13 protein-coding genes are annotated in these 12,466 nt (G+C 39.0%); 8 read left to right on the top strand and 5 right to left on the bottom strand.

Features of this window, described 5'->3' with window-relative positions; genetic code table 11:
• The first annotated feature begins 122 nt into the window (after nt 1-122).
• Nucleotides 123-677 carry a VOC family protein gene (locus C0T34_RS01300; RefSeq protein ID WP_109849578.1) on the top strand — a complete coding sequence of 185 codons (555 nt, stop codon included), beginning with the start codon at nt 123-125 and terminating at the stop codon, nt 675-677.
• Between the two features lie 156 nt (nt 678-833).
• A complete protein-coding gene (gene cutC / locus C0T34_RS01295; protein ID WP_098942650.1) occupies nt 834-1,586 on the top strand; it encodes a copper homeostasis protein CutC in 753 nt (250 codons plus the stop codon).
• Nucleotides 1,587-1,634: 48 nt separating this feature from the next.
• Here cutC and C0T34_RS01290 read toward each other — a convergent pair whose 3' ends face one another.
• From C0T34_RS01290 to C0T34_RS01270, 5 genes are all read right to left on the bottom strand, one after another.
• Nucleotides 1,635-3,209, bottom strand: coding sequence for an ATP-binding cassette domain-containing protein (locus tag C0T34_RS01290; protein ID WP_098942651.1), 1,575 nt, complete (start codon nt 3,207-3,209; stop codon nt 1,635-1,637).
• 229 nt (nt 3,210-3,438) lie between these two features.
• Nucleotides 3,439-4,263, bottom strand: a complete 825-nt coding sequence (locus tag C0T34_RS01285; RefSeq protein ID WP_098942652.1) for a hypothetical protein — start codon at nt 4,261-4,263, stop codon at nt 3,439-3,441.
• 151 nt (nt 4,264-4,414) lie between these two features.
• Complete coding sequence (cmoB, locus tag C0T34_RS01280; RefSeq protein WP_098942653.1) at nt 4,415-5,389, bottom strand: tRNA 5-methoxyuridine(34)/uridine 5-oxyacetic acid(34) synthase CmoB; 975 nt, start codon at nt 5,387-5,389, stop codon at nt 4,415-4,417.
• Complete coding sequence (gene cmoA, locus C0T34_RS01275; protein WP_098944076.1) at nt 5,389-6,141, bottom strand: carboxy-S-adenosyl-L-methionine synthase CmoA; 753 nt, start codon at nt 6,139-6,141, stop codon at nt 5,389-5,391. The genes cmoB and cmoA overlap by 1 nt, the downstream gene beginning before the upstream one ends.
• Nucleotides 6,142-6,328: 187 nt before the next feature.
• A complete protein-coding gene (locus tag C0T34_RS01270) occupies nt 6,329-6,727 on the bottom strand; it encodes an MAPEG family protein (protein WP_023582071.1) in 399 nt (132 codons plus the stop codon).
• 266 nt (nt 6,728-6,993) lie between these two features.
• Between C0T34_RS01270 and aspS the strand changes: the two genes are divergently transcribed.
• From aspS to ruvB, 6 genes are all read left to right on the top strand, one after another.
• A complete protein-coding gene (gene aspS, locus C0T34_RS01265) occupies nt 6,994-8,778 on the top strand; it encodes an aspartate--tRNA ligase (RefSeq protein ID WP_109849577.1) in 1,785 nt (594 codons plus the stop codon).
• 3 nt (nt 8,779-8,781) lie between these two features.
• Nucleotides 8,782-9,216 carry a dihydroneopterin triphosphate diphosphatase gene (nudB, locus tag C0T34_RS01260; protein WP_162556804.1) on the top strand — a complete coding sequence of 145 codons (435 nt, stop codon included), beginning with the start codon at nt 8,782-8,784 and terminating at the stop codon, nt 9,214-9,216.
• A 27-nt stretch (nt 9,217-9,243) separates the two neighbouring features.
• On the top strand, nt 9,244-9,999 hold the full coding sequence (locus C0T34_RS01255; RefSeq protein ID WP_098942656.1) for a YebC/PmpR family DNA-binding transcriptional regulator: 756 nt from the start codon (nt 9,244-9,246) through the stop codon (nt 9,997-9,999).
• A gap of 124 nt (nt 10,000-10,123) precedes the next feature.
• Nucleotides 10,124-10,645 (top strand): crossover junction endodeoxyribonuclease RuvC, encoded by a 522-nt coding sequence (gene ruvC / locus C0T34_RS01250; protein ID WP_006536599.1) that lies wholly within the window; start codon nt 10,124-10,126, stop codon nt 10,643-10,645.
• 103 nt (nt 10,646-10,748) lie between these two features.
• Nucleotides 10,749-11,369 carry a Holliday junction branch migration protein RuvA gene (ruvA, locus tag C0T34_RS01245; RefSeq protein WP_075671063.1) on the top strand — a complete coding sequence of 207 codons (621 nt, stop codon included), beginning with the start codon at nt 10,749-10,751 and terminating at the stop codon, nt 11,367-11,369.
• Between the two features lie 12 nt (nt 11,370-11,381).
• Complete coding sequence (gene ruvB, locus C0T34_RS01240; RefSeq protein WP_098942658.1) at nt 11,382-12,389, top strand: Holliday junction branch migration DNA helicase RuvB; 1,008 nt, start codon at nt 11,382-11,384, stop codon at nt 12,387-12,389.
• Nucleotides 12,390-12,466: the final 77 nt, after the last annotated feature.

The raw sequence follows: 12,466 nt of genomic DNA, 5'->3' as shown, positions 1-12,466 counted from the left end.
CAGGTTTCTTATAAAGAATTAGGATTAACCTTGAATTTATAACATATTCCGGCTAGAACATGCTACCATCTCGGCCTTATCTTTAAGGTTTTTTCTCTGTTTTTTCATTAAGGTTATTCAAAATGGTGTTATTTTCTTCAATTCCTCAATTAAATGATTTAACTCACGAGCTTTCTTTGTTTGAAGAGAATATGACATTATTTGCCGATACTCTGGGTATAGATTTATCACTCTATTTCACGGATCATGTATCGTTACGTTGTCACGATTTAACATTAGCAGGGCAGTGGCGAGCAGGGTTAAGTCAGTGTGGAAAGTGTATTTCTGATAATGTAATTAATGGGCGACCAATATATCTATTTCAATTAGAAACGCCATTAACTATTTTAAATCAATCTGTTTCAATCGTTGAATTGCCTTTTCCCACAAACAAAAAATATGAATACCAAGGTTGGGAGCATATTGAGCAAGTGATCTCTGTTGAACCCGATGATTTAGTGAATAAAGTTATGTCGTTTTTACCTCAAAAGTTACCTGAGGGTGTTAGCTTGAAAATCAGTGAACCTAAAGGTGAGAAAGAACGTCTACCTAATCCAACAGTGGCTATTTCTAATGGAAAAGTCACAGTGAAGTATCATCCTTATTCGTTACTTGAAATCGTAGAAAGTGAGTGTTGAGCGACACTTTCAGAAAATAGTTTGCTTGTGTCAGCACAAAATTCTGATAGCGGAATTGAATGAATAACGAGATTCGACAACTATTGTTAGTAATCGCTAAGAAATGATATTTATTTTCTGATTACTTTCTTTATATTAAGGATGGAGAGGGATGATATGGCTACGTTGGAGATTTGTTGTTTTGGCGCTGAATGTGCGTTGGTAGCAGAACGAGCAGGTGCAGACAGAATAGAACTGTGCACGAGTCCGGCAGAAGGTGGTATTACGCCAAGTTTTGGAATGCTACGACAAGTCAGAGATCTGGTTCGTATTCCCGTTCATCCTATTGTTCGCCCTCGTGGTGGTGACTTTTGTTATACACAAGCTGATTTTTCAGCAATGAAAAATGATATTAGTTTGATCCGTGATATGGGATTTTCAGGGGCAGTTGTAGGCCTTTTAAATGAAGAAGGGCATATTGATTTGCCTAAAATGGAAATTTTAATGGAGCTTGCAGGCCCATTGGCCATTACTTTTCATCGCGCTTTTGATATGTGTATTAATCCATTATTAGCGCTAGAACAACTGACTCAGCTAGGTGTTTCTCGTATTTTAACGTCAGGACAACAGGCAAACGCGGAATTAGGTTTGCCGTTATTACGAACGTTAAATGAAAAAACACAAGGCCCTATAATTATGGCGGGGGCTGGTGTACGACTCAGTAATATCCAAAAATTCCTAGATGTGGGATTAAAAGAAATACACAGCTCAGCAGGAAAAGTGGCACCCTCAACTATGATTTATCGTAAAGCCGGTGTAACCATGAGCTCTGATAGTGAAGTGGATGAATTTACACATTACTGTGTGGATGAAGATACGGTTGAAGCGATGAAGGATATTATGAGTATTCATGCACCATTAGCATTTTAATTAGCACAAATTAAAGATTTTAAAACTGCGCCTTTATGGCGCAGTTTTTTATATAATCTCGTCTAATAACAACGTATGTGTAATACCACAGCGTTCCACAAAAGCTTCATCATGCGAAACCAGTAATAATGTACCCTGATATTCAACGAGTAAATTTTCCAATAGTTGTTTGGACTCGATATCAAGGTGATTATCTGGCTCATCAAGTAATAATACCGCAGGTGGTTTTGGGCTATGTGTTAAAGCTAATAACGTTGCTTTTAATTGTTCGCCACCACTTAGCTTTTCAAGAGGTAGTAAAGATTTATCACCTCTAATTCTCAACATTCCAAGACGCGTTCGCCATTGCTCGACAGAAATGGCGGGTTGATATTGGTGTAGTGCTTGTGCAACAGGCAATGTTTTATCAAGTAAAGCAAGGTGTTGATCGAGATAACAGTAGTCTTTGTTTAGACGAAACTCACCTGAAAGTGGCGCAATTTGTTCGATCAAACATTTTAATAATGTTGATTTTCCACACCCATTCTTACCTTTAATATGCCAATGTTCATTACCGTAAGCTGAAAATGAAATAGGGTGCTGATAACCATATGGAAGTTGAAGATTATCAACAAATACATTTAAACGGTGGCCATCACTTTGATAATTCAACACTATTTTTTGTTGATGAACATGTGATTTTTCCTCATCTACACCTTGCTTTTGAGATTGCATATCATCAATTACGCGCTGATGACGCTTTGCAACCGCTGATTGTTTCTGTTCAGACCGATTTGTCTGCATATCCAATAAAAGTAAGCATTGAGAGCCACTTTTTCTAATTGATTCGCCTTGTCGTTTCCGTTGCGCGGCTTTTTGTAATGTCGCTTGTTGTTGGCGTTTCTCATTTTTAATTTGGCTGTTTAGTCGTTCACTTGCGGCTTCCAACGATGCTATTTCTGCACTTTTTTGTGTCTCATATAAAGTATAATTTCCTCCATATTCAGATAAACCTTTCTCACTTAATTCAAGAATAGTGTCCGCATATGAGAGCAAGTTTCGACTGTGACTAACAATAAGAGAGCCAGCTTTGTGCTGAGCTAACTGTTTTATTAGCCATTGTTGTCCTTGATAATCAAGATGGTTATCTGGCTCATCTAAGAGCAGAAAGCTCTGCTCGCATAAAAAAGCTCGACAAAGTGCTAAACGTGTTTGCTCTCCACCACTTAGATGTGCAATAGGGGTATCTAATGCGACAGGGAGTTGTGCTGAATCTAATAAATTCTGCCACGTAACCGGAAGTTGCCATTTGCCATCAAGTAACTCAATATCTTCTAATGTAGCAATACCTGAATCAACGCGTTGGAATACTTGATAAATTTCATGAATATCTAATGCTTGAGCAAGTGTATCGCCTTGTAATCGGGTTAATTGATCAACATGAACAAAAGGCATATTCCAATTAATTTGACCTGAGGTCGGTAATATTTTTTGTGCTAATAATCTTAGTAGTACAGATTTTCCTTTGCCGTTATGACCGATTAATGCATTTTGCTGACAAGCCAATGAGCGAGTTAGCGGTGGAAAAAGAGCTTGTTGATTAAATTCAATAGTGATTTGTGAGAAGTGACAGGCTATTGTCATAATAATACCTCCTAAACAAAATAGGTGGCAGACAGCCGTGATCTTTTTTAGATGCGACGAAATAAATTATTGTCTGCCAGTAACAGAAAATAAATACCCCAAAAGGTATTTGGAAAAATTTTCTGGCAGAATTTAATTCATCGTAGGGAAGTGCCTTCTGAAAAATAAAATAAGATAGGGAATGTAACGCGCTCATTATAGCGAGAAATATGCCCAGATCAATAGGTGATTAACGACGTGATCCGCGTGTTACTTTTTCTCTGTTATAACTAAATTTAATTTTACTATAAAGAGGTGAAAACATTGTCATTGTCAGAAAAATAAAAGGAATGGTATATAAAAGTGTTCCTAACGCCATACCAACATGAGGTGCATTAAAATATTCACTATGTGAGGTGATTAAATTTAAGTAATTTACTTTGTCTAAATATTCAGGTGTTAATCCACCATAAGGAACAATAAAGCGAATTATTGCAATTAAGAAGATGCAAAATAGAAAATTGAGTGTCAGATATGCGGAATTAAGAACGTTTTTATTCCAGGCCTCTCTACTTTTTGCTTGATAGCTACCAATAAGGCGATTAGCGATAATAACCGCGTAGAGCCAAAGTACAATGTTTTCGTCGCCCATAACAAAACTATTAATCATAAAGGCGAATACGCTATAAACAGGGATAAGAACAAAAATAAGCTTAGTTCGTGCTAATACCGCCATAAACAAACCTGAATGAACAAGAATAAACTCAAAGATAAAAATAACGGTTAAATTATAAATGGTTTGAACGCTAAATAATGCGGGATAACACCATGCGGTAATAATAAAAGCGATATAAAAGAACTGAGTAAAATAATCAAACCAAGAGAATAACGCACTGATTTTACGCTGTAATGGCGTAAGTATAATGGATGACTCACTTTCTAAAAAATTTTGATTAGAAAAAAAGAGTTCTCGTTTTTCATTCTCTTTTCGATGCTCATTAAGAACCAAAGATTGCTGTTTTTGTTGTGCAATCCTTTTTTGTTTAGCTTGTTTATTTTCTTTATATTTCGCCATGATGATCTTTTATAGAGTCAATTTTATCGATGTAAATACGGTTTAAGTTAGAATAAATGATTTTAAAATATTTAGATTGATATAGAAAAAAGGATATCTCTATAAGATACCCTTTTTGTAATGATTATCTGTAACACACTTAAAATAAAGCTTAGGGTTTAGTTGCAATTAATATCGCCCGTTTAGGTGCGGGATAACCTTCAACTGTTTTTGTTTTATCATCAGCATCTAAGAATGCATCTAATGAATCCGTTACCATCCAAGCTGTTTTGCGTTGTTCATCAAGAGAGGTTGTGTTTTCATCGACAATACGCACATCTTTAAAGCCACATTTTTCTAGCCAAACTTTCAGCATTTTTGCCGATGGAATAAAGTACACATTACGCATTTGTGCATAACGTTCACCCGGGATCAGACATTGGAATTCATCACCATCAACAACGAGGCTTTCTAATACTAATTCGCCACCAGAAACTAATTGGTTTTTTAATTGCCATAAATGATCAAGAGGTGAGCGGCGATGATAAAGTACACCCATAGAGAATACGGTATCGAAGGCATTTAATTCTGGCATTTGCTCAATACCAACAGGAATTAAATGTGCGCGTTGGTCATTACCTAATAATTTTCTGACTGCTTCAAATTGACATAAGAAAAGTTGAGTAGGGTCGATCCCGACAACAAATTCTGCGCCTTCACCTAACATGCGCCACATGTGATAACCACTACCACAACCAACATCTAATATTAAACGGCCTTCAAGTGGTGAAAGATGCGGTAAAACACGATCCCATTTCCAATCTGAGCGCCATTCTGTATCGATATCGACACCATAAAGTGAAAATGGACCTTTACGCCATGGCATTAAGTTCTTTAAAACGTTGCTTAATCCCAGTTGTTCGCCTGCGCTTAACGCTGGAGTATGTTGAGCAATTACACCATTTTTAAAATCAATCTCAGTAGGGGTAATCTCAGGTAAACCATCGAGCATTCTTTCCCATGAAGAAAAGTGACCGTGTAACGCATTTGATCGCCATTCTGATAATTGAGCAGGTAATGTATCTAACCAATGAAATAAGCGCTCATCTTGCGCAATAAGTTGATAAAACGAGCCAAAATTAATCATTAATTATTGCCTTTAATCGCTAAAAGAGAGCCAAAATTAAAACATTGGAACCAAACTTCCGCATGAGGGAATCCTGCATTATGTAAGCGAGTTTTATGTGTTTCAACAGAATCGGTCAGCATGACATTTTCTAACATGCTACGTTTTTGGCTAATTTCTAATTCGCTGTAACCGTTAGCACGTTTGAAATCATGGTGCATATTATACAATAACTCACCAATTTCTTTATCTTCAAAACTGAATTTTTCAGAAAGTACTAACACTCCGCCGGGATTAAGACCTTGATAAATTCGGTTTAATAATATTTGGCGATCGTTTGGCGCTAAGAATTGTAAGGTGAAGTTAAGCACAACCATTGAGGCGTTGTTGATCTCGATATCAAGAATATCACCTTCAATAATATCAACGGGGGTATCTGCTTTATAGGCATCAATATGGCGCTGACAGCGTTCTACCATTGCCGATGAATTATCAACACCAATAATTTTGCAACCGGAAGCATCAATATTACGACGCATGGAAAGGGTTGCTGCACCTAAAGAACAGCCTAAATCATAGACTTGGCTATTGGGCGTAACAAAGCGACCTGCAAGCATACCAATCATGGAGATGATATTAGAATAACCTGGTACTGAGCGTTTTATCATATCAGGAAACACTTCAGCGACTTTTTCATCAAAGCGCCAGTCACCAAGGTTAGCGATAGGTGTCGCAAATAAGCTGTCTTGTTGTGATGATTTTGAATTCGACATAACTAAAATAGGTTTAAGGAATAAAAGAAGCAAGCATTCTACCAGAAGCGACGGTGCTCACAAAGTTGCATTATTTAGAAAGAAATTGGAAAAAATAAATAAACCTTTTTGATACCTTGCCGTTATTAGACACAACAGCAAGGATGTCGGTTTTGATCATGGATGATCATGTTATTCCCACGAGGACTTAGTAATAAAAGGAAAAGATTTGTATCCAAGGAAGGAAATAAATATTAGCAATGATCATCAATACCATTGATAAGTAAGTGGCTGCCATGCCTGAACGACGCCAGCGAAGTTCACGGTGTTTTAATCCATAAGAGTGTAAAAAACGACCTGCGATTAAAATTGAGCCACAGATGTGTACCATCCAAACAAAAGCACCATTCATTTCCATGACCAGTAATAAGATCATGGAAATTGGAATATATTCTACCGCATTGCCGTGAACACGGATGGCTGTTTGTAATTCATAAAAGCCACCATCACCATAAGCAACCCGATATTGTGTTCTGAGTTTTACGACATTGAGGGACAATTTAATCAATAATAGTGCGCCCAGTACGATATAAAGCGAGCTAACCATCTTTTCTCCATTGCCAAAGCCAAAAAACGGCGAATTTAATGATAAACCTCAAAGCGACTTCTGTCGCTATAAATAATTATTATTAATTAATTGTTTGGGGATTAGCAAATCCTTGAAAAGATGTATCATATAAACTAGGTCTATACTCTTATCTCCGGGAAGAATTTTCGTTATAATGTCTGCCTTTTTTTTGACACTACTCGAAAAAGACTATTGCCAAAATTTCCGCAGCAGAAAGCACAACAAGCTGAGTAAAAGGATATTGTATGCGTACTAATTATTGTGGGCAGTTGAATAGCGCCCATGTGGGCCAAAAAGTGACTCTTTGTGGTTGGGTTAACCGTCGCCGTGACTTAGGTGGACTTATCTTTATTGATATGCGAGATCGCGAAGGTATTGTTCAAGTCTTCTTTGACCCAGAGCAGAAAGAGGCATTTTCTCAGGCTTCAGAACTGCGTAATGAATTTTGTATTCAAATCACAGGAACAGTACGCGCTCGTCCTGATAGCCAAGTTAATAAAAATATGGCAACAGGTGAAATTGAGTTAGCGGCAGAATCTCTGTCTATTTTTAACCGTTCAGAGCCATTACCGTTAGATAGCAATCAAACAAATACTGAAGAGCGTCGTTTAACTTATCGTTATTTAGACCTGCGTCGCCCTGAAATGTCAGATCGCTTAAAAACCCGTGCTAAAATCACAAGCTTTGTTCGCCGTTTTATGGATGGTGAAGGTTTCCTTGATGTTGAAACCCCAATGCTGACAAAAGCGACACCAGAAGGTGCGCGTGACTATTTAGTCCCAAGCCGTGTACATAAAGGTAAATTCTACGCATTACCACAATCACCACAGCTTTTTAAACAGCTACTGATGATGTCTGGCTTTGATCGTTACTATCAAATCGTAAAATGCTTCCGTGATGAAGACTTACGTGCTGACCGTCAGCCTGAATTTACACAAATCGATGTTGAAACCTCTTTTATGAGTGCAGACCAAGTGCGCGAAGTGATGGAGCGTATGATCCATGCATTATGGTTAGATATTCTGAATGTCGATTTAGGTGCGTTCCCAGTAATGACTTTTGCTGAAGCAATGCGTCGTTATGGTTCGGACAAACCAGATTTACGTAACCCAATGGAACTTAAAGACATCGCTGATTTAGTCAAAGATGTTGAGTTCAGTGTATTTGCACAAGCAGCAAATGATGAAAGATGCCGTGTTATCGCATTGCGTGTACCGGGTGGCGCATCATTAACCCGTAAAAATATCGACGAATATACACAGTTTGTTGGTATTTACGGCGCTAAAGGCCTTGCGTGGATGAAAGTCAATGAAAGCGCGAAAGGCATTGAAGGTGTACAAAGTCCAATCGCTAAATTCCTGACTAACGATGTTGTTAACTCAATTTTAGAAACAACAGACGCAACAGACGGCGATTTAATTTTCTTTGGTGCAGGTCGTAAAGGCACAATGAGTGATGCGATGGGTGCTCTGCGTCTGAAAGTGGGTCGTGATCTTGAGTTAACCGATTTAAATGCATGGAAACCATTGTGGGTTATCGACTTCCCAATGTTTGAAGAAGATGAAGAAACAGGTAGCTTAAGTGCGATGCACCATCCATTTACTTCTCCAAAAGACTTATCACCAGCTGAATTGACTGCTCACCCAGTAGGTGCTGTGGCAAATGCTTATGATATGGTTATCAATGGTTATGAAGTAGGTGGCGGTTCAGTACGTATTCACCGTAATGAAATGCAACAAGCAGTCTTTAGCATTTTAGGTATTGCACCGAATGAGCAACAAGAGAAATTTGGTTTCTTATTAGATGCGCTTAAATTTGGTACTCCACCACATGCAGGTTTAGCATTCGGTTTAGACCGTTTAGTGATGTTATTAACGGGTACTGATAACATTCGTGATGTTATTGCTTTCCCTAAAACAACTGCTGCTGCGTGTTTAATGACTAATGCACCAAGCTTTGCTAATGAAGATTCTTTAAAAGAGTTAGCGATTGCAGTAACTCAAAAAGAAGTTAGCGAAAATAAAGAGTAAATGATGAAATATAAGCGCCCGATATCCGTTTTAGTTGTTATTTATGCAAAAGAAACCAAACGGGTGCTTATGCTAAAGCGTCGAGATGATCCTGATTTCTGGCAATCAGTGACCGGCAGTTTAGAAGCGGAAGAATCGCCTTTTCAAACGGCGTTGCGCGAAGTGCAAGAAGAAGTTGGAATTGATATCATAAAAGAAAATCTTGAGCTGGTGGATTGCCACCGCTCAATTCTTTTTGAGATTTTTGCACATTTTCGACATCGTTATGCACCAGATGTCACACATTGTCAGGAACATTGGTTTACATTAGCACTGCCCACAGAGCGAGATATTGTGCTAACTGAGCATTCGCAATACCAATGGCTAGACGCACCACTGGCGGCAAAATTAACAAAATCCGCCAGTAATCAGCAAGCGATTGAAGAATTTGTTATTTAATGATTAGACCACGTTTGGAGATATTTCATGGCAGGTCATAGTAAATGGGCCAATACAAAACACCGTAAAGCAGCGCAAGATGCGAAACGCGGTAAAATTTTCACTAAAATCATCCGTGAATTAGTTACAGCAGCACGTTTAGGTGGTGGTGATCCTGCAACTAACCCGCGCTTACGTGCGGCAGTTGATAAAGCATTATCGAACAACATGACTCGTGACACCTTAAACCGTGCAATTGCACGAGGTGTGGGTAATGATGAGAACGATAATATGGAAACCATCATTTATGAAGGCTATGGCCCAGCAGGTACTGCTGTGATGGTTGAATGCTTAAGTGATAATCGTAACCGTACTGTTTCCGATGTTCGCCATGCATTTACCAAAACAGGTGGTAATTTAGGAACAGATGGTTCTGTATCTTATCTGTTTACCAAAAAAGGTGTTATTTCATACGCACCGGGTGTTGATGAAGATGCTATTATGGAAGCTGCGTTAGAAGCCGGTGCTGACGACGTTGAAACTTTTGATGATGGTGCTATTGATGTTTACACCACACCAGAATCTTTTGGTGAAGTAAAAGATGCGATGGATGCAGCAGGTTTTGTTGCTGAATCAGCAGAAGTTTCTATGATCCCATCGACTAAAGCAGAATTAGATATTGAAACTGCACCAAAATTAATGCGTCTTATCGATATGTTAGAAGACAGTGATGACGTGCAAGAAGTGTATCACAACGGTGATATCTCAGATGAAGTTGCAAAACAACTGGAAGATATCCTGTAATCGTTCTAGCGATTATCAAAAATAACGGTGTTTAAGGCTGTTATTAAAAGTGCGAAGAGAAGAGCAGAGCAGATTTTTTTGCTCTTTTCTCTCGCCATCGACCATATCGGCAACAGGAATTGATATGGCTATCATTCTAGGTATAGACCCCGGTTCGCGTGTTACAGGCTACGGTGTAATTCGGCAGCAAGGGCGACAACTTATCTATTTGGGAAGCGGTTGTATTCGCACACAAGTTCCCGACCTTCCAAATCGACTTAAACGTATTTATGCAGGTGTTAGCGAAATCATTACTCAGTTTTCGCCAGATGTGTTTGCGGTTGAGCAAGTGTTTATGGCTAAAAATGCTGACTCTGCTCTCAAACTTGGGCAAGCGCGCGGTGTAGCAATACTTGCGGCGGTTAATAATGATCTGCCTGTTTTTGAATATGCTGCTCGCCAAGTCAAGCAAACTGTTGTGGGTACAGGGGCAGCTGAAAAAAGCCAAGTGCAACATATGGTGCGTTCAATATTAAAATTATCCGCCGCACCACAATCAGATGCTGCCGATGCACTAGCGATTGCGATTACACATTGTCACTTTAACCAAAATTTATTACGTGTAGGTGATCCGCGTCTGGTTTTAACGCGAGGTCGGTTAAGATAAGTTGTTATCTTGGTAAATGTCTTTGGTTTTTCACAAGCTGGATATACGTCCAGCTTTTTTTATGTTATAAACTTGGCGTAATTATTTTTGCGGAGGCGTTAGGGTGATAGGTCGTATCAGAGGAATTATTCTTGAAAAACAGCCACCAGTGGTGCTGATCGAGGCAGGTAATGGTGTAGGTTATGAAATCAATATGCCAATGACCTGTTTTTATGAATTGCCTGATATTGGTCAAGAAGCCATTATCTACACGCAATTTATTGTACGTGAAGATGCACAATTACTTTATGGTTTTAACCAAAAGCAAGAGCGCGCACTCTTTCGTGAATTAATTAAAGTAAATGGTGTGGGGCCTAAACTCGCTTTAGCCATTCTATCTGGCATGTCTGCTCGCCAATTTGTGACTGCTATCGAAAATGAATCTATCACTTCATTAGTGAAATTACCGGGCGTAGGTAAGAAAACCGCTGAGCGTTTAGTGGTTGAAATGAAAGATCGCTTTAAAGGTCTTAATGGTGATTTATTCGAAAATAGTGATATCGAGCTACCAGAAAGCACTTCACCTAAAGCGCCAAAAGCGGCTGATATTGAAGCTGAAGCCTCTGCTGCATTAATCGCATTAGGCTATAAACCACAAGAAGCTGCAAAAATGATCAGCAAAGTGGCAAAACTGGGTACAGATAGCGAAACACTTATTAAAGAAGCGTTGCGCGCGGCTATTTAGGAGTAACACATTGTGATTGAAGCAGATCGCCTGATTTCAGCAGAAATTCAACAACCTGAAGAAGAAATTATTGATAGGGCTATCCGCCCTAAATCTCTTGCCGAATATGTTGGGCAACCGCAAGTTCGAGAACAAATGGAGATTTTTATTCAGGCGGCTAAATTGCGTCATGATGCACTCGACCATTTGCTTATTTTTGGACCTCCCGGATTAGGTAAAACCACATTAGCAAATATCATTGCTAATGAAATGGGCGTTAATTTACGTACGACATCAGGCCCAGTGCTTGAAAAAGCGGGTGATTTAGCGGCTATGCTAACTAACCTTGAACCTCATGACGTGCTGTTTATTGATGAAATCCATCGTCTTTCACCCGTTGTTGAAGAGATCCTTTACCCAGCAATGGAAGATTATCAACTCGATATCATGATTGGTGAAGGACCAGCGGCTCGTTCAATTAAAATCGACCTACCTCCATTTACCTTAGTGGGTGCAACCACCCGAGCGGGCTCTTTAACATCTCCATTGCGTGATCGTTTTGGTATTGTTCAACGCCTTGAGTTTTATAATGTTGACGATCTCCAGCACATTGTTTCTCGTAGTGCCGGTTTTATGGGATTAGAGATGACAGACGAAGGCGCTCGCCAAATTGCTATGCGTTCACGAGGCACTCCGCGTATTACGAATCGATTATTGCGCCGTGTAAGAGACTTTGCCCAAGTAAAAGGTAATGGTGCCATTGATGAAGAGATTGCTTCTAAAGCGCTTGATATGTTGAATGTGGATGCGGCAGGTTTTGACTACTTAGATCGTAAACTTCTTTTTGCCATCATCGATAAATTTATGGGTGGCCCAGTAGGATTAGATAACCTTGCGGCAGCTATTGGTGAAGAGCGAGAAACTATAGAAGACGTATTAGAACCTTATTTAATTCAGCAAGGTTTTATTCAACGTACACCAAGAGGTCGAGTTGCCACTAATCACGCCTATCGTCATTTTAATCGTATAGCAGAAGATTAAATTTACGTTTTGTCATTTATCATAAATAAAAAATAACCCTTGATGGAGCCATTTCATCAAGGGTTATTTTTGTATTA

This window comes from Proteus sp. CA142267, assembly GCF_003336825.1.
Taxonomy (GTDB): Bacteria; Pseudomonadota; Gammaproteobacteria; order Enterobacterales; family Enterobacteriaceae; genus Proteus; species Proteus terrae.
This window is presented reverse-complemented; position numbering and strand designations above follow the sequence as displayed.